Annotated in this window: 18 protein-coding genes; 4 read left to right on the top strand and 14 right to left on the bottom strand. The window is 67.8% G+C overall.

All coding sequences use genetic code 11. The features are described 5' to 3' along the window. Positions 1–4: 4 nt before the first annotated feature. Positions 5–1,102, top strand: a complete 1,098-nt coding sequence (locus tag ACIBH2_RS31225; RefSeq protein WP_397123997.1) for a phosphotransferase enzyme family protein — start codon at positions 5–7, stop codon at positions 1,100–1,102. On the opposite strand, the gene ACIBH2_RS31220 is transcribed toward ACIBH2_RS31225, so the two are convergent. From ACIBH2_RS31220 to clpB, 7 genes are all read right to left on the bottom strand, one after another. Further along, entirely contained in the window at positions 1,103–1,786 is a 684-nt protein-coding gene (locus ACIBH2_RS31220; protein ID WP_397123995.1) for a lysoplasmalogenase, read from the bottom strand. Between the two features lie 14 nt (positions 1,787–1,800). Beyond that, on the bottom strand, positions 1,801–2,859 hold the full coding sequence (locus ACIBH2_RS31215; protein WP_397123993.1) for a beta-ketoacyl-ACP synthase III: 1,059 nt from the start codon (positions 2,857–2,859) through the stop codon (positions 1,801–1,803). Between the two features lie 68 nt (positions 2,860–2,927). Then, on the bottom strand, positions 2,928–3,473 hold the full coding sequence (gene pyrE / locus ACIBH2_RS31210; RefSeq protein WP_397123991.1) for an orotate phosphoribosyltransferase: 546 nt from the start codon (positions 3,471–3,473) through the stop codon (positions 2,928–2,930). A gap of 8 nt (positions 3,474–3,481) precedes the next feature. Further along, a complete protein-coding gene (locus ACIBH2_RS31205) occupies positions 3,482–4,294 on the bottom strand; it encodes an SDR family NAD(P)-dependent oxidoreductase (RefSeq protein WP_397123989.1) in 813 nt (270 codons plus the stop codon). 147 nt (positions 4,295–4,441) lie between these two features. Next, a complete protein-coding gene (locus ACIBH2_RS31200) occupies positions 4,442–5,620 on the bottom strand; it encodes a hypothetical protein (RefSeq protein WP_397123987.1) in 1,179 nt (392 codons plus the stop codon). Between the two features lie 58 nt (positions 5,621–5,678). Continuing rightward, entirely contained in the window at positions 5,679–6,575 is an 897-nt protein-coding gene (locus ACIBH2_RS31195; RefSeq protein ID WP_397123985.1) for a DUF5666 domain-containing protein, read from the bottom strand. A 79-nt stretch (positions 6,576–6,654) separates the two neighbouring features. Beyond that, a complete protein-coding gene (gene clpB / locus ACIBH2_RS31190) occupies positions 6,655–9,210 on the bottom strand; it encodes an ATP-dependent chaperone ClpB (protein WP_397123983.1) in 2,556 nt (851 codons plus the stop codon). Between the two features lie 240 nt (positions 9,211–9,450). Between clpB and ACIBH2_RS31185 the strand changes: the two genes are divergently transcribed. The 3 genes from ACIBH2_RS31185 (at position 9,451) to ACIBH2_RS31175 (ending at position 12,599) form a co-directional block, all read left to right on the top strand. Beyond that, a complete protein-coding gene (locus tag ACIBH2_RS31185) occupies positions 9,451–10,428 on the top strand; it encodes an NADP-dependent oxidoreductase (RefSeq protein ID WP_397123981.1) in 978 nt (325 codons plus the stop codon). A 147-nt stretch (positions 10,429–10,575) separates the two neighbouring features. Continuing rightward, complete coding sequence (locus ACIBH2_RS31180) at positions 10,576–11,736, top strand: FAD-binding oxidoreductase (RefSeq protein ID WP_397123979.1); 1,161 nt, start codon at positions 10,576–10,578, stop codon at positions 11,734–11,736. Between the two features lie 110 nt (positions 11,737–11,846). After that, positions 11,847–12,599: an FAD-binding oxidoreductase gene (locus ACIBH2_RS31175; protein ID WP_397124307.1), complete on the top strand. Its 753-nt coding sequence runs from the start codon at positions 11,847–11,849 to the stop codon at positions 12,597–12,599. A gap of 10 nt (positions 12,600–12,609) precedes the next feature. Here ACIBH2_RS31175 and ACIBH2_RS31170 read toward each other — a convergent pair whose 3' ends face one another. The 7 genes from ACIBH2_RS31170 to ACIBH2_RS31140 form a co-directional block, all read right to left on the bottom strand. Beyond that, positions 12,610–13,782 carry a globin domain-containing protein gene (locus ACIBH2_RS31170; RefSeq protein WP_397123977.1) on the bottom strand — a complete coding sequence of 391 codons (1,173 nt, stop codon included), beginning with the start codon at positions 13,780–13,782 and terminating at the stop codon, positions 12,610–12,612. Positions 13,783–14,299: 517 nt separating this feature from the next. Next, positions 14,300–14,698 (bottom strand): heat shock protein transcriptional repressor HspR, encoded by a 399-nt coding sequence (locus ACIBH2_RS31165; RefSeq protein ID WP_397123975.1) that lies wholly within the window; start codon positions 14,696–14,698, stop codon positions 14,300–14,302. Continuing rightward, positions 14,698–15,870: a molecular chaperone DnaJ gene (gene dnaJ, locus ACIBH2_RS31160; protein WP_397123973.1), complete on the bottom strand. Its 1,173-nt coding sequence runs from the start codon at positions 15,868–15,870 to the stop codon at positions 14,698–14,700. The genes ACIBH2_RS31165 and dnaJ overlap by 1 nt, the downstream gene beginning before the upstream one ends. A 24-nt stretch (positions 15,871–15,894) precedes the next feature. Continuing rightward, entirely contained in the window at positions 15,895–16,515 is a 621-nt protein-coding gene (gene grpE / locus ACIBH2_RS31155) for a nucleotide exchange factor GrpE (protein WP_397123971.1), read from the bottom strand. Further along, entirely contained in the window at positions 16,512–18,350 is a 1,839-nt protein-coding gene (gene dnaK / locus ACIBH2_RS31150) for a molecular chaperone DnaK (RefSeq protein ID WP_397123969.1), read from the bottom strand. Before dnaK ends, grpE begins: the two co-directional genes overlap by 4 nt. A 205-nt stretch (positions 18,351–18,555) precedes the next feature. Then, positions 18,556–19,356, bottom strand: a complete 801-nt coding sequence (locus ACIBH2_RS31145; RefSeq protein WP_397123967.1) for a DUF1707 domain-containing protein — start codon at positions 19,354–19,356, stop codon at positions 18,556–18,558. Between the two features lie 9 nt (positions 19,357–19,365). Then, positions 19,366–20,466 carry a DUF1707 domain-containing protein gene (locus tag ACIBH2_RS31140; RefSeq protein ID WP_397123965.1) on the bottom strand — a complete coding sequence of 367 codons (1,101 nt, stop codon included), beginning with the start codon at positions 20,464–20,466 and terminating at the stop codon, positions 19,366–19,368. Positions 20,467–20,515 lie beyond the last annotated feature (49 nt).

Here is a 20,515-nt window from a genome sequence, read left to right as displayed (position 1 = left end):
GCGCATGACCGATGACCGCGTCTACGGCATGGGCGAAGAACCACTGGTCGAACCCGATTGGCCGCCGCTGACCGCCACGGAGGTGGCGGCGGTGACGGATGCGGACGCGGTCATCGAATGGCGCAGTCCCAGACCGCTTTCCGCGACGGCGCGGGTACGCACCGGCGCGGGGCGCGAGGTGATCGTCAAACGGCTGCCGCGGAGCCTGCGCACCGCCGAGGGCCTCGGCGAGGAGCACGGTTTCATGGCGTACCTGCGGGCGCGCGGCATTCCGATCCCGGAGGTGCTCGACACCCGGGAGACCGGTGAATTCACCTACGAGGTACAGGAATTGGGTGTCGGCGCGGATCGATACCAGGGGGCCTTCTCGTGGTCGCCCTATCTGACACTCGACGACGCCGCGGCGGCCGGTCACATGCTGGCCCAATTGCACATTGCCGCAGTGGGTTACGACGCACCGGCCCGCCCGCCGCATCCGCTGCAGGCCAGTTTCACCATCTTCTCCTCCGCCGATCCCATCGGCGCGCTGGAGCGTCAGGCGGCGGTCCGGCCCGCGCTGGGCATGTTCCTGTCGGAGCGCCCGTGGCGCGACGACCTCGACCGCGTCCACCAGCTCTTCCATCTGCGCATCATGTCGCTGCTGGCCGACCTGGAACCGCTGTGGACACACAATGATTGGCACGGCACGAATCTGCTCTGGCGCGACGGCGACGTCAGCTCGGTCATCGACTTCGGCCTCTGCGACCGCACCACCGCGATCCACGATATCGCCACCGCCATCGAACGCTCCGCCGTGGACTGGCTGGCCCTGCGCGGCGGCGGCCCGGCCACCGTGCGGTTCGACCAGGTGCACACCTTCCTGCACGCCTACCAGCGGGTGCGTCCGCTCACCGCCACCGAGCGCCGCGCCCTGCCCGATCTGCTGCCGCTGGTGCACTGCGAATACGAACTCTCCGAGATCGACTACTTCCTCGGCGTCGTCCCGGGCGGCAATCAGGCCAACGCCGAAATCGCCTACGACGACTACTTTCTCGGGCATACCGAGTGGTGGTCGGAGTCCAAGGAGGGGCAGGAGCTGCTCGAGGTCTTGCGCGGCGGCTGACTACCGGTGTGCGCGCGGATCGGTGAGCAGATACTGCGCGGCGGCGTACGTGCCGAGAATGACGCCCTCGGTGGCCCGGCGAGAAGCGTTGGTGCGAGCGAAGATTCGGCGCAGCACGATGAGGCCGTCGGAGAGTGTGAACAGCAGCGCGCCGAGACCCAGGCGGCTGCGCGGGTCGGCATTCGGGATGTTCAGGCCCGCGACGTTTTTCGCGTCCGACGCGAGTTCCGGATCCGACGCCAGGGTGGCGGCGGTGCCGAGCGTCGCGCCATAGGCGGTGAGCGGCAGCGCCACCGACGGCGCCTTGGCCCGCATGAGCGCGGCCGCGCCCAGCCAGGCCCCCACGCGCGGCCCGGCGATGGCGGCCCGCGCCCGCGCGCCCCGACGCCGCCACAGTGTGGCGTAGCCGGTCTGCATGAGCGCGAAAGACGATGCGCCAGCGATCAATCGACGGTCGTCGTCGGGATCGATGAGCAGGATGTCGCCGACCGTGGCCGCCGCCAGCGAGCCCAGCAGCAGCTTGCGGTCGGCGTCGGCCATCTCGGTATCGCGCGCCACATCAACCGCCAGCAGCGGCATCAGCAGCGGTTTGGCCACCCACTGCAACCGATCGCGGCCGGTGACGGCCCCGTAGACCGTCACCGCCGCCGCCGCGAGAAAACCGGCGCGAAAAGCACTCACCATCAGTGGATTTCGCTTCAGAAGCTGGGCTCGGCCGGAGCCGGGGGCAGCGTCACGACCTGGCCCGCGTAGGACAGGCCCGCGCCGAAGCCGAGCAGCAGCGCCAGCTGTCCGCCCTTGGCCTTGCCGGTCACCAGCATCTCCTCCATGGCCAGCGGAATCGAGGCCGCGGAGGTATTGCCGGTGTTCTCGATGTCATTGGCCATCGGAATGTCGTCTGCCAGACCGAGATTCTTCTTCATGAGCTCGTTGATGCGGGCATTGGCCTGATGCGGCACGAAGACCTCGATGTCCTCGGTGGCCACACCCGATACCTCGATGGCGCTGGCCAGCGCGCGCGGCAGGGTGACCGCCGCCCAGCGGAAGACCTTGGGACCCTCCATGCGCAGCGCCATGCGGCCGATGGGCTCGGCCTCGGGATCCTTGTGCTGGTACGCCTCCGCCTTGTCCATGTACTCCAGGAAATCGATGTCCTGCATGATGGCGGAGGCGTTCTCACCATCGCTGCCCCAGACGGTCGGCGAGATACCGTTCTCCTCCGACGGCCCGACCACGACCGCGCCCGCGCCGTCGCCGAAGATCATGGCGGTGCCCCGGTCCCGGGGGTCCAGGCCGACGGTCATGGTCTCCGCGCCGATCACCAGCACGTACTCCGAGGAGCCCGCGCGAATGAGGTCGGCGGCGACACCGAGGGCGTAGCCGAAACCACCGCAGCCCGAGGTGAGGTCGAAGGCCGCGACGCCGTTCATACCGAGATCGAAGGCGACCTGCGGGGCGCCGTGCGGGGTGAGCGTGAGCCAGCTGGAGGTGGCGAAGATCAGCGTGCCGATCTTGGACCGGTCGATACCGCTGTTCTTGACCGCCCGCTCACCGGCGGCGGCGGCCATGCTGCGCAGCGTCTCGTCCCCGCTGATCCAGCGGCGGTTCTTGATACCGGTGCGCTCGAAGATCCACTCGGGAGTGGAATCCAAGACCTCGCAGACCTCGGCGTTACTGACCACACGCTGGGGTCGGTAAGCACCGATGCCGAGCATCGCGACGTTCTTCCGCCCTGTATTCAGTGCAATGCTTGCCACGAGTGACTCACACGACCCTTCACCTTTGAAAGACATGAACAGCGTTCAGGCTAACCCAGCGATGTGAATCATCCCAGAGCCAGATCCTTGAGGCCGAGTATGGAGCGGTACTCCAGGCCCTCGGCGGCGATGACCTCGGCGGCTCCGGTCTCCCGGTCCACCACCGTCGCCACACCCACCACGATCGCGCCCGCGTCACGCAGCGCGCGCACGGCGGTGATCGGCGAATTGCCGGTCGTGGTGGTGTCCTCGACCACCAGCACCCGCTTGCCGACGATGTCGGGGCCCTCGATCTGACGCTGCATACCGTGGGTCTTGGCGGCCTTGCGCACCACGAACGCGTCGATGGGACGGCCCGGCGCGTGCATGACGGCCGCGGCCACCGGATCGGCGCCCATGGTCAGTCCGCCGACGGAGTCGAAGTCCCAGTCCGCGACGAGTTCGCGCAGCAGTTTGCCGATGAGCGGGGCCGCCTCGTGGTGCAGGGTGGCCCGGCGCAGGTCCACGTAGTAGTCGGCTTCCTTACCCGAGGACAGGGTCACCCGGCCGTGTACCACGGCGAGGTCGCGCACCAGGTTCGCGAGTCTGTCCCGGTCGGTCGTCGTTACCTGCATATCTGTGTCTATGTCCTTCCGCGTGCGTTGAACAGGCCCCGATTGATGCGGGCCGCGAGGGACCGCGGTATGAGTCCTGCCACCGCGGTGACGGCTTTGTACTGCACACCGGGCACGCTGATCACCCGGCCTTTTTCCAGATCGCTCAGCGAACCGGCCACCACCTCGTCCACGGACAGCCACACGGGCCGCGGCAACGAACCCAGCTCGATACCGGCTCGCTCATGAAATTCGGTGCGGACCAATCCGGGGCACAGTGCCTGCACCCGAACGCCGGTCCCGGCCAGCGCACCCGCCAGCCCTTCGGAAAAGGATACGACGTACGCCTTGGAGGCCGAGTAGGTCGAGCCCCTCCCGGGGACGAGCCCGGCCACGCTGGCCACATTCACCACCGAGCCCTTGGCCGCGGCGAGCATGGGCGGCAGAGCCGCCCGGGTCAATCGCATGACCGCGGTGACATTGACGTCCAGTTGCTCCTGCAACCGCTCGGGCTCGATGGTCCAGAACTCCCGTGACAGCCCGAATCCCGCGTTGTTGACCAGGAATTCGACGCCCGCGCCCACGCGCGCCTCGACCCGTTCCCGATCCTCGGCCCGCGCCAGATCGGCGGGCAGCACCTGCGCCCGCGCCCCGAAGCGCAGTTCGAGATCCCCGGCCAGCGCGGCGAGTCGCGACTCGTCCCGCGCCACCAGCACCAGGTCGTAGCCGAGCGCCGCCAGCCGGGTGGCGTAGGCCCGCCCGATACCGGAGGTGGGTCCCGTGACCAAGGCCACGGGACGAACAGCGCCGGGCAGGCGCGTGACGGGCGAACTCTCGGTCATCGAAATCGACTACCTCACACTCGGCCGAAATCCGGGGATGGGCCCAAGGGTATGAACGCCCGCGGCATTGCGGACAGGGCCCAAGGGCCCAACAGTTCCCGAACGTTCCACGCGGAGGCGGAAGTTCCGCGCTACGGCGGAAAGTTTTCAGCGGGGTGCGGGCCCCTGGTACGGCCGGAAGCCCGGATGGAACGGACCGCCGGGCGGATTGTCCCGATCGTCCTCGCGCCACTCGCCCTGTTCCTCGCGGTCGTCGCGAGTGTCGGGCTCGTCGTCTTCGCGCCAGTCGTCTTCTTCCCACTCCTCGTCGGAGTCTTCGGCGTAATCGCCCTCCGGGCGGGCTTGTTCGTCTTCGGCCCAGTCCTCTTCGGGCGCGGGCGGCCAGTTGCGGCGTACCCGTCCGCGCGGGTCGGGGACCACCTTCAGCGCGGGCCGCCAACCCTCCTCGGGCTCCGGTTCGCTTTCTCCCGCAATATCTTTCACGAGGGGCGCGTACTCCTCGTCGTCCTCGTCCTCGGGGAACGGCAGCGGGTCGCCCGCACGCGGCGGGAGACGGCGAGCCGGTGCCGGTTCGGGATCGCCGTAGTCGCCGTATTCGTCGTGGCCGTCGTAATCGTCCTCGTCGTCGACCACCGCGGTGCCGCCGCGCTGCGGCCGACCACCCTCGCGGGCCTCCGGGGCCGGGCCGCGGCCACCGCCGCGCGGTTCCGGTCCGCCGACCACGGGCGGCAGGACGTGCAGCAGCCCGGACAGGCGCAGTACCGCGTCGACGGCCATCTCCCAATCGCGGGAGGTGGAGCCCACGGGCAGCATGCCCAGGGTCCAATTGCCCTCGCTCCACAGCATTTGCACGGTATCGGGCAGCGATTCGATGAAGGCCACCATGCGCTGGTCGACGGCGTGCCGGGCGATATCGGGATTGGTGGCGAAGACCACGCGGCCGCCGATCGCGCCGAGCAGTTCGAGGTCGTGGTCCTTGGGCGGCGCGGCGGTCTTGAGGCGCAGGTCGATATCGATGTCGGAGCCGATCTGGCGGCGCACCGCGACCAGCGTGGCGGCGTCCTCGAGATCGAACAGCACGAACTTCTCGCCCTTGCGATTACCGGACACCACGTCCACCGCCGACAGGTACCCGAGCTTGGCCAGGGCGCCACGTCGCCAGGTGTTGGCCAGGGCCGGTTCCACCGAAACATAGGTGTAGCCCTGGGATTTCGCCCAGACCTGCCGAATGTGACCGGTGCGCTGTCGCTGCTGCCGATCGAAATAGAGCAGCACGATCGCGCCCACCAGCGCGATCGCCGCCAATCCGAACCATATCGCCGTCATCGCCGCCTACCCTATCCACACAATGTCTGAATCGCCTCGGGTGTTGGATGGTGTCCGCTCATCGAGGCCCGCTGGGCACAGCGGTACTGATGATGATCTTCGCGGTGACCGATCCGTCGGATGCCTTGTCGCCCTGGATCATGACGACCTCGCCCACCGGAAGATCCTTCACGGTGGTGCTGGCGAGCGAGATCACCTGGGTCTGATCGTTGGTGCGGACGGTGACGGTGCCACCCGACAACGTGCTGACGGTGAGCGTGGATCCGTCGTTGCTGGCAATGGTGCCCATGGTCGCGCCGAGCGCGTCGATATCGCCCAGCCCCGGAATGGTCGGAATGCCACTGGGCAGCGGCTGTTCGGCGGTCCCACTCGGGAAACTCGGAATCTGCACCTGAGCGCTCGACGTCGTGGAGGTCGCGGACGCGGTATCCGACGAATCCCGATCCGCCAGCAGCGATCCCACCAACACCCCCGCGACGGCGACGAGCGCCAGCGCGCCGAGCCCGAGCGCGATCCACACGCCCGTCTTGCGCTTGGGCCCCTGCGGACCGGGCTGCCCCTGATGCCCCGGCGGATATCCCCCGGGCGGAACCGGCCCACCGGGCCCGCTCTGATACCCCGGCGCTCCCTGATACCCCTGCGGAGCCTGATACCCCGAGGTGTAACTCGCCGTAGGCGGATACCCACCGGGCGCACCGCTCTCGTACCCGCCCCACTGCTCATCGTGCGGCGGCATCACCCGAGTGGCGTCCGGCCCCGGCTGCTGCGCGAAATAGTCGTACGCCGTGGTGGGCTCGTGCCCACCCGCCTGCCCGAACGACTCCGTCGGCCCGTACCCGCCCCCGAACTCCGGGTTGTCCCCAGCCCGGCCGGAGGATGGCGACACCTTCTCGGTCGGCCCATCCACCGATCCCGACTCGGGTCGTCGCGACCACGGATCGTTCGGATTCGTCATGGCCTCCAGGGTAGGCGGAAGGACGGCACCGGTCCCCGAAGACACATGTCTTCGGAGACCGGTAGTTTCCGCGCGGCGCTCAGCGGCCGACGACGAGGCCGTCGCCGTCGGGGCTGACATTGACCTTCACCGTGTCGCCGTCCTGGACCTCGCCTGCCAGCAGTTCCTTGGCGAGGGTGTCGCCGATGGCCTGTTGGATGAGGCGGCGCAGGGGGCGCGCGCCGTAGGCGGGGTCGTAGCCGCGGACCGCGAGCCAGAAGCGGGCGGAGTCGCTGACGTCGAGCTTCAGGCGGCGCTGGGCGAGGCGCTTCTGGAGTTGGTCGAGTTGGATGTCGACGATGTTCTCCAACTGCTCCTCGTCGAGCGGGTGGAACATGACCACGTCGTCGAGGCGGTTGAGGAATTCCGGCTTGAAGGCCGAGCGCACGGCCGCCATGACGAAGTCGCGCTCACCGCCCGCACCCAGATTCGAGGTCAGGATGAGGATGGCGTTGCGGAAATCGACGGTGCGGCCCTGGCTGTCGGTGAGGCGGCCCTCGTCGAGCACCTGCAACAGGATGTCGAAGACATCCGGATGCGCCTTCTCGATCTCGTCGAAGAGCACCACGGTGTAGGGCCGACGGCGCACCGCCTCGGTGAGCTGACCGCCCTGGTCGTAGCCGACGTAGCCGGGCGGGGCGCCGACGAGGCGAGCCACCGAATGCTTCTCGCTGTACTCGCTCATATCGATGCGCACCATGGCGCGCTCGTCGTCGAAGAGGAAGTCCGCCAACGCCTTCGCGAGTTCGGTCTTACCCACACCGGTCGGACCGACGAACATGAACGAACCCGTGGGTCGATTGGGATCGGCCACCCCGGCGCGCGCCCGGCGCACCGCGTCCGACACCGCCTGCACGGCCTCGGCCTGTCCGACCACGCGCTTGCCCAGCTCCTCCTCCATGCGGAGCAGCTTGTGGGTTTCGCCTTCGAGCATGCGACCCACCGGAATTCCGGTCCACGACGACACCACCTCGGCGATATCGTCCGGGCCGACCTCCTCCTTGAGCATGACGTCGCCGTCCGCGGCGACCTTGGCCTTCGCCTCGGCCTCGACGAGCTGCTTCTCCAGCTTCGGGATACGCCCGTGGATGAGCTCGGCCGCGCGGTTGTAGTCGCCATCGCGTTCGGCGCGTTCGGCCTCGCCGCGCAGCGAGTCCAACTCCTCCTTGATGCCGCGCACCGAATCGATGGCCTGCTTCTCGTTCTGCCAGCGCGTGGTCAGCTGGTTGAGCCGCTCGCGCAGATCCGCCAGTTCCGAGCGCAGCTTGTCGAGCCGCTGCTTGGAGGCCTCGTCGGTCTCCTTGGCGAGGGCGACCTCCTCGATCTCGAGGCGACGCACCTGCCGTTCCACCTCGTCGATCTCCACCGGGCGCGAATCGATCTCCATGCGCAGCCGCGAGGCCGACTCGTCCACCAGGTCGATGGCCTTGTCGGGCAGGAAGCGCGAGGTGATGTAGCGATCCGACAGCGCGGCGGCCGCCACCAACGCGGAGTCGGTGATGCGCACGCCGTGGTGCACCTCGTAGCGATCCTTGAGTCCGCGCAGAATGCCGACGGTGTCCTCGACCGAGGGCTCGCCGACCAGCACCTGCTGGAAGCGCCGCTCCAGCGCGGCGTCCTTCTCGATGTGCTGGCGGTACTCGTCCAGGGTGGTCGCGCCGACGAGCCGCAGCTCACCGCGCGCCAGCATGGGCTTGATCATATTGCCCGCGTCCATGGCGGATTCCCCGGTCGCGCCCGCGCCCACGATGGTGTGCAGCTCGTCGATGAAGGTGATGATCTGTCCCGCACTGGATTTGATCTCCTCGAGCACGGCCTTGAGCCGCTCCTCGAATTCGCCTCGGTACTTCGCCCCGGCGACCATGGCGCCGAGATCGAGCGCGACCAGCTTCTTGCCGCGCAGCGATTCGGGGACGTCACCGGCGACGATGCGCTGGGCCAGCCCCTCCACGATGGCGGTCTTGCCGACGCCGGGTTCGCCGATGAGCACCGGATTGTTCTTGGTGCGGCGGCTGAGCACCTGCACCACGCGCCGAATCTCGGTGTCGCGCCCGATGACCGGATCGAGCTTGCCCGCGCGGGCGGCGGCGGTGAGATCGGTGGAGTACTTCTCCAGAGCCTGGTAGCTGGATTCCGGATCCGGGGTGGTGACGCGGGTGTTGCCGCGCACCTGGGTGAAGGCCTCGCGCAGCGCGTCCGCGGTCGCGCCGTACTTCAGCAGCAGCTGCGAGACGTCGGAGTCGCCGCTGGCCAGCCCGACCATGAGGTGTTCGGTGGAGACGTACTCGTCGCCCATCTCGGTCGCCAGCCGCTGCGCGGCGTGCATGGCGGCGAGCGCTTCGCGTCCGAGCTGCGGGGTGGTGGTCGCGCCGGTGGCGCGGGGCAGCCGGTCGACGATGTCCTGGGCCTCGCGTCGAATCGTCGCCGAATCGGCTGCGACGGCCTTGAGCAGCGGGGCGGCGATGCCGTCGGTCTGATCCAGCAACGCCACCAGCAAGTGCGCCGGACGAATCTCCGGGTTTCCGGCGGCCGAGGCTGCCTGGAGGGCGGCGGTGAAGGCCGCCTGAGTCTTGGTGGTGGGATTGAACGAGTCCACGAGTCCCCTTTCCTACTGGTCGCTTTACCCACTCCAACGCGACAAGAGTTGAGTCTGTTCCGCTCAAGTCTGACGAATTTCGAGGCGTTTGCACCAGAGACTTAGGTCACACACAACGCTACGCGCCCGTGACAAAACCGACCGCCTCGAATCACAAGGGTGTCGAGGGTGACGTGCCTACGATGACCGAATCGTTCGCTCACGCGTCACCAGCTCGAATCCCCAGAGGACAGGAGTCTCATGCGCGCGATCGTCGTTCGAGAATTCGGTGGCAAGCCCGAGCCAGCCGAAATGCCCATACCGGAGCCGGGACCGGGCCAGCTGCGGATTCGCCTGGACGCCGCCGGGGTCAATCCCTTCGACAAGAAGATCATCGACGGAGCCCTGAACGGGCAACTGCCGCACGAGTTCCCACTGATCCCCGGCCTCGACGGGGCGGGCGTGGTGTCCGCGATCGGCGAGGGCGTCACCGATGTCGCCCTCGACGACCGGGTCGCGGGCAAGTGGTTGATCCCGCCGGTCGGGCACGGCACCTTCGCCGAGTACATCGTGGTGCCGCGCGACAGCGTCATGGCCCGGATACCCGATGCCGTCACCGCGCTCGCGGCCGCCGCCTTGCCGACCGCCGGACTCACCGCCGCCGACCTGCTCGCCGCCGCCGGGGTGAGCAATGGCCAGACGGTGCTGGTCATGGGCGCGGCCGGGGGCGTCGGCTCGTTCCTCGTCCAATTGGCCGCCGAGACCGGCGCGGATGTCATCGCCACCGCCCGCCCCGACGACGCCGATCGCATGATCCGGCTGGGCGCGGCCGAGGTGGTCGACTACAGCCGCACGGTGCCGGTCTCCGACTCCCCCGACCCCGCGCTGTACCAACCGACCGTCGCCGACGCGGTGCGCACGACGCACCCCGACGGCATCGACGCGGTGCTGGATCTGGTCAGCCCACCGGCGCAGCTGGCCGAACTCACGGCTTTGGTGCGCCCGGGCGGTGCGGTCTTCAGCACAATCGGCTCGGTCGACGAGGCGGACCTGCAAACCCGTGGCATCAAGGGCGGCAATATCAATTCCCAGGGCAGCGCGGCGGGATTGGAGCGCCTGCTGCGCCTCGCCGCCGACGGTGACCTCGTGGTACCGGTGGACAACGCGGTGCCGCTGGCCGACGCCGCGACGGTGATCGGAGCCTCCGGCGCGCGCGGTAAAACGGTGCTGGTCATCTGAGCCGCGGGCGGGGTCGCCGGGTACCGGTCGGGGCAGCCTTGGCCATATCCGTGCGACCTTGTCTTTTTCAGGGATACTTGACGCGGAGGACCACTGGAGAACCAGGCGTGTCCCGGGTAGTAGCTCAGGAAAGGAAAGTTCGACGTCGTGGATGCGCGTATGGCTGCGCTGGTCCGCGCAAACTTCCGGACAGTCACCGAGGTCCCCCACGGACCGGAGCGGCTGATCAGCGCGTTCTACGGTCACCTTTTCGCGGAGATTCCGGCTCTTCGCGAATTGTTCCCCTCCGCCATGGATATGCAGCCCAAGCGGCTGGTCACCGCCATCCAGTTCGTCCTGGATCATCTGGAGGACTGGGATCGGGCACAGCGGTTTCTGGAGCAGTTGGCCCGCGATCACCGCAAATTCGGGGTGGAGGCCGCCCATTACGACATCGCGGGGCGCGCGCTGCTGTCGGCCTTCCGCAGCTACAACGGGGCCGCGCACTGGAACCGCGGGCTGGAGGAGGGGTGGCGCGATATCACCATCCTCATTTCGGCCTCCATGGCCATCGGCGCGAATTCCGATAAATCGCAGCCGTATTGGGAGGCCACGGTGGTGGGGCACCGGCGGGTGGTGGACGATCTCGCCATTGTCCGGCTCCAGTCCGATACGCCCATTCCCTACCAGGCCGGACAATACGTGCCGGTGGCCATTCCGCAGCGGCCCAAGATGTGGCGCTATCTCTCGCCCGCGATTCCCACCAATCCGTACGGCGAGATCGAATTCCACGTCCGCAAGGTGCGCACCGGGTGGGTGAGCCCGGCCATCGTGAACGAGACCCAGGTCGGGGACCGCTGGATGATCGCGGCGCCGCTGGGCGGGTTGCACGTCGACTTGCAGAGCCAGAAGGACGTGCTCATGATCGGCTCCGGCACCGGTATCGCGCCGCTGCGGGCGCAGCTGATCGAAATGGGCAGGCGCGGAATCAATCCGAGGGTGCACCTGTTCATGGGCGGGCGCTATCCGTGTGATCTCTACGATGTGGAGAACATGTGGCAGCTCTCGCAATCCAATCCGTGGTTGACCGTTGTTCCGGTGTGCGAGAACGAATCCAATCCGTGGTGGCATCCGTACGCGCCCGCCGAGACGCCGTACGGGATGCATCGGCGGCTCATCGGCAATCTCGGTGCGGTGGTGGCGAGTTTCGGGGCTTGGTCGGACCGACAGATTCAGATCGCCGGGTCGGCGCGCATGATCGCCGATACGAAGCGCGCATTGCTGGCGGTCGGGACGCCCGAATACGTGATTGCCTCGGACCCGGTGTGAGGAAACAACTCTCGTGACTCTCAGGGGCTTCGCCCCTGAAACCTCGCCAACGACATTCGATTTACGTAGAAAGGCATGCCGTGACGATCGGTCCCGACGAGACCGGAGCAATCGCGCTGGAGAATTCCGAGTACGCGGCGACCGTGGTGGGTGCGCACCGGATTCGGGCCGATTGGACCGTGGTGCGGTTGATCGGTGAGTTCGTGCCGTTCGCGGCGGGACAGTCGGTGCGGGTACGGGTGCCGCAGCATCCGAATATGGTGCGGCGCTTGTACTCCGCGCTGCCGCCGTCGCTGGACGGGAAGCTGGAATTCCATGTGCGCACGGTGCCCGGCGGCTGGTGCAGCCCGTCGATCGTGACCGATACCCGGGTCGGCGACGAATGGCGCGTCAGCGCGCCCGAGGGCTGGCTGGCGGTGGAGCCCGACGCCACGGATGTGGTGATGCTCGCCGACGGTCCGGGTCTCGCGCCCATGCGCTCGCTGATCCTGGATCTGTCCCGCCGCGCCGAGCCGCCCACCACGCATCTGTTCGTCGGCGGGCGCTACCCGCGCGACCTCTACGCCGCCGATATGCTGCACCTGCTCTCCGGCGAATTGCCTTGGCTCACCGTGGTTCCGGTGGTCCAGTCCGAGGAGGACCCCGACTGGGTGGACGACTGGTACGAGGCGAGCCGCGTGGATATCGGCTTCCAGCCCGAGGAGATGATGCCCGGCACCCTCGCCGAGGTGATCGGCCGCTTCGGCCCGCTGGAGCATCACCAGGTGTTGGTGTGCGGCAACTCCGCGCCCGTGCAGAACGCCGTGCGCACCCTCGTGGACAACGGCACTCCGGTGGAAGCCATTCGCTACGAAGGGTTTTGATCGAACCGGCTCAGAACAGCGGGTCGTGCCGAATGTTCGCGGTGGACATCCCCGCGGCCATCAGTCGGAATTTGGTGGTCTGCACCATGGACGGCGAGCCGACGATCTGCACGTCGCGATCGGCCCACGACCCGTATCCCGCAACGATTTTGCCGATCTGCCCGACCTGGCGCGGCTGTAGCCCGGGGTACTGGCGCTCCTCGGCGTCGGCGTCGTCGAACACCCACCACGGATTCTCGTCGCTCTCGGTGACGGGAATGACGTTGAGCCACTTGTTCTCACAGGCGAGCTGGCTCAGCGTCTCCAGATCGTAGAGGTCGCACGGATAGTGGCCGCCGACGAACAGATCCACCTTCGGATTGGAGCGGCGCTGCGTCATGGCCATGAGTTGCGCACGCAGCGGCGCGATTCCGGTACCGCAGCCGATCATGAGCATTTTGCGCCGGGTGTTGCGGGGTACGCCGAGCCCGCCGAGCGCCGAACCGATGAGCCACTGCTCCCCCACCCGGGTGTGCCCGACCATGGCCGGACTCACCCAGCCGCCGGTGACGCCGCGGATATGGAATTCGATCTCCCCGTTGGGATTGGCCGGAACGGCCGGGGACAGATACCGCCACATGCGCGGCCGCGACGGGATCTGCACGCTCATGTACTGCCCCGCGGCGTACTGCATGGGCTGGTCCAGCCGCAGCCGCACCACGGCCAGATTGCGCAGCACCTCGCGGTGTTCGATCACGGTGCCGGTCCACACCGGCGGGGTGTCCTCCTGCTCGGCCGCGCCGATCATGGTGTCGGCGATGACGCCGAGCCCGGCGTCCCAGGCGCGCTCCACCTCATCGGTCCACAGCTCGGTTCCGGCATAGGACTTCATGGCGGTCTTCAGCGAGGAGGCCACCGCCGCATAGTGTTCGGCGACCACACCGTATTTGCGGTGGTCGCGGCCGAGCTGGGCGAGGAAGGGCAGCAACTTGTTCGGCTCCTCGAGCCGATCGACGGTGTAGGCGATGGCCTTGACGAGGCGGTCGCGCTGAGCGTCCAGGGCCGCCGGAAAGAAATCGCGAACTTGCGGATGTTCGGTGAACAGAATGGCGTAGAACGAACGGGCGAGTTTCTCGGGGCCACCCTCTTCCGCAGCAACCGCCTTGAACGTGGTTCTTATCAGTGCGACGGTCCGCGAATCCATATGTGTCACAACCCCTTTTGCACTCGAACGCAGGCGCACGGCCGAGTGCAGGTGCTGCGGGACACTCGACAGCAGCCGATGCCTATCGAGTGTAAGCGAGGGTTGCCAGCAACGGAACGGCTCGTTTCAACAACACGCCCAAAATTCCTCTAAAACCTGAGCCGACTACCCAATTCGCTTTGGAAACAGACCGTTTACCTGCGACACGCCGCGCGTGTCGGGATGCTGCTCGTCGATTTTGGCGGATACGTTTTGCAAGACTCAACAAAGGAGCGATCACTCCGCAACCACGATGGGCTCTCAATTATTCTGCGGCATACCGACTTATCACCCGAAACGGATATAAACAAAGCCGGGCGGTCTGCATCTTTCTCCGGGATTTCTAGATCGATTTCTAGATATGCACAGAGATGCCCCAGCACATCACCCGCAACATTCGCATCCCGGCGAACGCCGAAAGACGAAGGCAGCGCCCCGAAACCGGGACGCTGCCTGTCGGTACTCCAGTCGCCGGTGGCTAGCGCTGCCGCCGATTGCGCGGCTGCCACACCACCAGGGCCGTGCTGCGGGTCGGCGGGGTGAGCTGTTCGGGGCGGTAGCCCGCGCGCAGCCGCTCCACCTCCGCCGTCAGTTCGGCGACCCGCTGCTGCAGGTCCTCGACCTGATTGGTGAGTTCGATGATCCGTTTGATGCCAGCGAGATTGACGCCCTCGTCCTGGGACAGGCGCTGCACCTCGCGGAGCAGCTCCACATCCCGGTCGGAGTAGCGCCGCCCGCCGCCCGAAGTGCGTTGCGGCGACACCAGACCCAGGCGGTCATAGGTGCGCAGCGTCTGGGCGTGCATACCCGCCAGCTGTGCCGCCACCGAGATCAGAAAGTACTGGGTCTCGTTGCCCTTCTTCGGATCGGAACTCATTACGCACCTGCCCATCCAGCACGCGGATCGAATCCACCGGCCTTCTCCGCCTCCGCATAGCGCCGCAGCGCCTCGGCGGCATTGTCGTCCAGCTTCTGCGGTACCGCGACCTTCACGGTCACGAGAAGATCGCCCGCGCCGCCGCCGCGCTTGGGCACGCCGCGACCGCGCACCCGCAGGGTACGCCCGTCGGCCGTGCCCGGTGGCACCTTCACGCCCACCCGGCCGTCCAGGGTCGGCACCGAAACCGTTGTCCCGAGCACCAATTCGCTGTAGGTCACCGGCAGCACCAGGGTCAGGTCGTCGCCGTTGCGGCCGAAGACCTTGTCACCACTGACGTGCACGGTGACGAATAGGTCGCCCGGCGGTGCGCCGCGTAGGCCCGCCTCGCCCTGTCCGGCCAGCCGAATCCGCTGTCCGTCACGCACTCCCGGGGGAATGCGCACGGTGATGGTGCGGGTCCGGTTCTGGATGCCGGTGCCACGGCAGTCGGTGCACGGATCGTCGATGATCGATCCGGTGGCCCGGCATTCGTCGCACGGCTCGCTGAACCCGAACGCGCCCTGGTTGCGGCTGATGACGCCGGTGCCATTGCAGTGCGGGCACACTCGCGGGCTGGTGCCCGGCTTGGCGCCGCTGCCGTGACACGTGGTGCACGGCGAGGGGCTGGTCATCCGCAGCGGCACGGTGACGCCCTGGGCCGCCTCGCGGAAGCCGAGGGTGGTCTCGGTCTCCACATCGCTGCCGCGTCGCGGCCGCGAGGAGGTCCGGGTGCCACCCCGGTTGAACAGGCCGCCCAGGATATCCCCGAGGCCACCGTCCGCGGTTCCCTGTGCGGCGCCGAAGATGTCGCCCAGATTGAACTCCTGGCCGGTGAATCCCCCGGGGGCATAGCCGCTGCCGCCGGGCGAGAAGCCGCCCCGGCCGAAACCACCGCTGGCGAACAGCTTTCGCGCCTCGTCGTACTCCTTGCGCTTATCCGGATCCGACAGGACCGAATGCGCCTCGCTGACGGACTTGAACCGCTCTTCGGCCTTGGTGTCCCCCGGATTCTTGTCCGGGTGCAGGTCGCGGGCCAGTTTGCGATAGGCCTTCTTGACCTCGTCCTGGGTGGCGCTGGAGGAAATACCCAGCTCCTTGTAGAAGTCCTTTTCGAGCCACTCCCGATTCACCGGGCATCCCCTCCTTCCCTGGTCTTACCCGTTGTTACTGGCATCCGAGCCAGCGTTCGTCGAATCCTGCGGCGCGGCATCGCCGTCCGCAGGGCCATCGGTCACTCCGACCAGCGCGTGGCGCAGCACGCGGTCGCCGAAGCGGTACCCCTTGCGCATGACCATGCCGATCACCGGTTCGTGACCGGAGCCCTCGTGCTGCACGGCCTCGTGCAGGGTCGGGTCGAAAGGCTCACCCTCCGAACCGAACTCCTCGAGACCCTGCTTCTCCAGGGCGGTGACCAGTTTGTCCGCGACCGACTTGAGCGGTCCGGACTCCAGGTCGCCGTGGGCACGGGCCCGATCGAGATCGTCGAGCACACCGAGCAATTCGGAGACCACCGTGGCCTTGGCGGTGTCGATGGTGGCCTTGCGGTCACGCTCGACCCGACGCCGATAGTTGGCGTATTCGGCGGTCAGTCGCTGTAGGTCGGCGGTGCGCTCGGCCAGTTCGGCGGTGATCGCGTCGGCGAGCGATTCGGCGCTCACCCCGGCCGCCCCGTCAGGCCCAGGGGCCGCGGCGGATTCCTCCGCCGCGGCCTCACGAACCTCACCCGCGGCCGGATCTTCGACGATCGGCTCCTGTTCCGGGTTCTGGTTCGTCACTTGTTCTCCGGCTCCTCGACAACCTCGGCGTCCACGACGGTGTCATCGGACTGCTGCGCGGACGCGCCATTGCCCTGCGCGGCCTGCTCGGCACCGGCGGCCTCGTAGATGGCCTGGCCCAGCGCCTGCGACTCGGTGGCGAGCTTCTCCACCGCGGTCTTGATGGCCGCGATATCGGTGCCCTTGAGCGCCTCGTTCGCCTCGGCGATGGCCGCCTCGACCTTGGTCTTGACCTCGGCCGGGACCTTGTCCTCGTTGTCCTTGATGAACTTCTCGGTCTGGTGCACCAGCGATTCGGCCTGGTTGCGGGTCTCGGCCTCCTCGCGGCGGGCCTTGTCCTCGGCGGCGTGCGCCTCGGCGTCCTTCACCATCCGGTCGATCTCCTCCTTGGACAGGCCGGAGCCGTCCTGGATCTTGATCGTGTTCTCCTTGCCGGTGCCCTTGTCCTTGGCGGTCACGTGCACGATGCCGTTGGCGTCGATGTCGAAGGTGACCTCGATCTGCGGCACGCCACGCGGGGCCGGGGGAATGCCGGTCAGCTCGAAGGATCCGAGCAGCTTGTTGTGCGAGGCGATCTCGCGCTCACCCTGGAAGACCTGGATCTGCACGGACGGCTGGTTGTCGTCGGCCGTGGTGAAGGTCTCCGACCGCTTGGTCGGAATGGTGGTGTTGCGCTCGATGAGCTTGGTCATCACGCCGCCCTTGGTCTCGATACCCAGCGACAGCGGGGTGACATCGAGCAGCAGGACGTCCTTGACCTCACCCTTGAGCACACCGGCCTGCAGGGCGGCGCCGATGGCGACGACCTCGTCCGGGTTCACGCCCTTGTTGGGCTCCTTGCCACCGGTCAGCTCCTTGACGAGCTCGGACACGGCGGGCATACGGGTCGAACCACCAACCAGCACAACGTGATCGATATCGCCGACGGAGATACCGGCGTCCTTGATCACGGACTGGAACGGCTTGCGGGTGCGGTCCAGCAGATCGGAGGTGATCTTCTGGAACTCGGCGCGGGTCAGCTGCTCGTCGAGGAACAGCGGGTTCTTGTCCGCGTCGACGGTGATGTAGGGCAGGTTGATCGAGGTCGACTGCGAGGACGACAGTTCGATCTTGGCCTTCTCGGCGGCCTCGCGCAGGCGCTGCATGGCCATCTTGTCCTTGGTCAGGTCGATGCCCGAGCTGCCCTTGAACTTGTCGACCAGCCAGCCGACGACGCGCTCGTCCCAGTCGTCGCCACCGAGGTGGTTGTCACCGGAGGTGGCGCGGACCTCGACGACGCCCTCGCCGATCTCGAGCAGCGAGACGTCGAAGGTGCCGCCACCGAGGTCGAAGACCAGGATGGTCTGTTCCTTGTCGCCCTTGTCGAGGCCGTAGGCCAGCGCGGCCGCGGTGGGCTCGTTGACGATGCGCAGGACGTTCAGGCCCGCGATCTGTCCGGCCTCCTTGGTGGCCTGGCGCTGGGCGTCCTCGAAGTAGGCGGGGACGGTGATGACCGCGTCGGTGATCTCCTCACCGAGGTAGGCCTCGGCGTCGCGCTTCAGCTTCATGAGCGTGCGCGCGGAGATTTCCTGCGGGGTGTACTTCTTGCCGTCGATCTCCACGTTCCAGTCCTCGCCCATGTGGCGCTTGACCGAACGAATGGTGCGATCGACGTTGGTGACGGCCTGGTTCTTGGCGGGCTGACCGACAAGCACCTCACCGTTCTTCGCGAACGCGACAATCGAGGGAGTGGTACGCGATCCCTCCGAGTTGGCGACGACGACCGGCTCACCGCCTTCGAGAACAGCGATGACCGAGTTCGTGGTCCCGAGGTCGATACCGACCGCACGAGCCATTGTGGTTCCTCCTAGTTGACGTACCTGCTTGGCGCTGGAAGCGGAGCTCTCAGCAACACTGAGCGTGGTCGGCTCAATCCTGCACCCGCACCGCGCGGGACGCAACCTGAACTTGAGTCCGACTCGCTCAACCTTGTCGATGTGACCAACGAGGTCCCCAGGTCATCTATTCCGGGGGCGCGGAAAAAATTTTCAGAACGGTCCGTCAGTTCGCGGTGGGCGGGTGGACGGCGATGGGCTCGCCCGAGAGGGCCAGATCCACGAACCCGCTGCGGCCGCCGTCGCTCACGTGCACGGTGAGGACGGGCTCGGCGTCGGCGCTCGCGATCTCGCGCCGAACGAGAATGTGGGTGATCGCGCCGTCGGGAATCCGGACCGTGCGGGGCGCACCGGCGATCAGTCCGGCCACCCGGTCGATATCGAGGGCGCCGAGGTCGAAGGACGCGACATCGCGCCCGCGTGAGGTGGTCTCGACATCGAAACCGTCACTGTCGTAGCGAATGTCCTCGCCGCGGCCGGGTTCGCCGCCGGGGCGGTCCACGAGAACGTAGCCGGGGTACAGGCTCACCTCGTCGACCATGGCGTCGCCGAAACGCTCGCGGTAGGCGGTGAGGAAGCTGGCCAGACCGGGACCGGTGGTGGGGTCGGGCAGCGGCGGATTCGGCTCGGCGACGCGGGCCACGCAGCCGCCCAGCGCGCCGAGCAGCGCCGCCGCGGCGACGGTCGCCGCGGCCAGTTGCCAACGCCGCGAAGGGATTCGGCGATCCGTGCGCACCAGCGGCACATTCGCGAGGTTGCGCGGTATCTGGAGATCGCCCACCAGCGCGTCGAGATCGCCGAAGGTGACCGCGCGCATGGCGGCCACGGTGCGTTCGGTGTGCTCGGACTCGGTCAGTTCGCCCTCGGCGTGGGCGGCGTCGAGCAGGGTGCAGGCGTCCACCCGGTCGGAGTCGCGCACCCGGGTGCCGCTGTGGCGGTGGTCGCCGCGGTGTCGGACATCAGCCATCGGACGCGCCTATCCCTCGAACGGCGAGGTGCGCAGGACGGTCCCGGCCGGGGACACCTCGAGAAAACCGCGCTCGTCGACCTCGTTCTCGACATAGACCCGAATGCGCTGGACGGGTGCGCCGCCGCGCGAGGGCGTATCGACCCCGAACATCACGTGGCTGATCGCGCCCCGGTCGACGCGCAGCGTGGCGGGCGCGTCGGCGAGCAGGCGGCCGAAGGCGGCCAGGTCCACTGCCGCCAGGTCGAAGACCGGGGTATCCGGTTTGCGGGTGGTGATATCGCGATCGGCGTCGAATCCGCCGCGATAGGTGTAGTCGACGAGCCGATTGGGCTGACCGGGCACCATGCGCTTCAGCGACGCGTACTCGGGGAAGACCGTCAGGTCGTCCACGACGGTGTCGCCGAACTTCGCGCGGTAGACGGTGACGAAGTGGGTGAACCCTTCCGGCGTCAGCAGATTCGGCGTGGGCACCACGATCGGCTCGATCACGCCGAGTTCGGCGACGGGCGGTCCGGCCGGACGCGCGGCGGGGCGGTCCACGACCAGGAAGGCCGCGACGGCGGCGGCCACGGCGGTCGCGGCCAGGCCCAAGGCGAACCAGTGCCGCCGCCGGGTGGTCGGCGGGCGCGGTCCCCGCGGCGCGTCGGCGGGGCGTTGCAGATCGTCGGTCAGCTCCGCGAGCTCGCCCAGGGTCTTCGCGGTCCCGGCCAATTCGATCAGGGCGCGGTGGTCGTCCTCGGAGAGCTGTCCGTCGCCGAGCGCCGCGTCCAGGACGACGCAGGTCGCCGCCCGATCGCCGTCACGGGCGCGCACGTGCGCCGGATACCCGGCTCGGCGACCCTTGGAGGGTGTCGAATCTGGTTGCGGGAGAGCGAGATCCGATGTTCCCGGCGAAGCCTGGAGATCGGCGACCAGGCGGTGCAGCTGCGCCAGCGTCTGCGCCTTGGCCGCCCGGTCGGAGCGGTTGTGGTACTCGTCGGCGCCGAGCTGGCCCTCCTCATAGGCGGCGTCCAGCCGGGCGCGCGTATTCACCCGGTCGATATCCCGTGCCCGGAGTTGTCCGGACCCGGCCGACTGCCCCGGTTTTCCGGACGATCTCGATGCCACATCGGGATGGTAAGCCCTGGCAGGGCGATGTGTATCCCCATTGGCGACC

It is taken from the genome of Nocardia sp. NPDC050406, from assembly GCF_044459025.1.
Lineage (GTDB): Bacteria > Actinomycetota > Actinomycetes > Mycobacteriales > Mycobacteriaceae > Nocardia.
This window is presented reverse-complemented; position numbering and strand designations above follow the sequence as displayed.

What these genes read in the sequence shown, in the direction of transcription:
- ACIBH2_RS31225 (WP_397123997.1), top strand. Translation starts at nt 5, where the DNA reads ATGACCGATGACCGCGTCTACGGCATGGGCGAAGAACCACTGGTCGAA.
- ACIBH2_RS31220 (WP_397123995.1), bottom strand. Translation starts at nt 1,786, where the DNA reads ATGGTGAGTGCTTTTCGCGCCGGTTTTCTCGCGGCGGCGGCGGTGACG.
- pyrE (WP_397123991.1), bottom strand. Translation starts at nt 3,473, where the DNA reads ATGCAGGTAACGACGACCGACCGGGACAGACTCGCGAACCTGGTGCGC.
- ACIBH2_RS31205 (WP_397123989.1), bottom strand. Translation starts at nt 4,294, where the DNA reads ATGACCGAGAGTTCGCCCGTCACGCGCCTGCCCGGCGCTGTTCGTCCC.
- ACIBH2_RS31200 (WP_397123987.1), bottom strand. Translation starts at nt 5,620, where the DNA reads ATGACGGCGATATGGTTCGGATTGGCGGCGATCGCGCTGGTGGGCGCG.
- ACIBH2_RS31195 (WP_397123985.1), bottom strand. Translation starts at nt 6,575, where the DNA reads ATGACGAATCCGAACGATCCGTGGTCGCGACGACCCGAGTCGGGATCG.
- ACIBH2_RS31185 (WP_397123981.1), top strand. Translation starts at nt 9,451, where the DNA reads ATGCGCGCGATCGTCGTTCGAGAATTCGGTGGCAAGCCCGAGCCAGCC.
- ACIBH2_RS31170 (WP_397123977.1), bottom strand. Translation starts at nt 13,782, where the DNA reads ATGGATTCGCGGACCGTCGCACTGATAAGAACCACGTTCAAGGCGGTT.
- ACIBH2_RS31165 (WP_397123975.1), bottom strand. Translation starts at nt 14,698, where the DNA reads ATGAGTTCCGATCCGAAGAAGGGCAACGAGACCCAGTACTTTCTGATC.
- dnaK (WP_397123969.1), bottom strand. Translation starts at nt 18,350, where the DNA reads ATGGCTCGTGCGGTCGGTATCGACCTCGGGACCACGAACTCGGTCATC.
- ACIBH2_RS31145 (WP_397123967.1), bottom strand. Translation starts at nt 19,356, where the DNA reads ATGGCTGATGTCCGACACCGCGGCGACCACCGCCACAGCGGCACCCGG.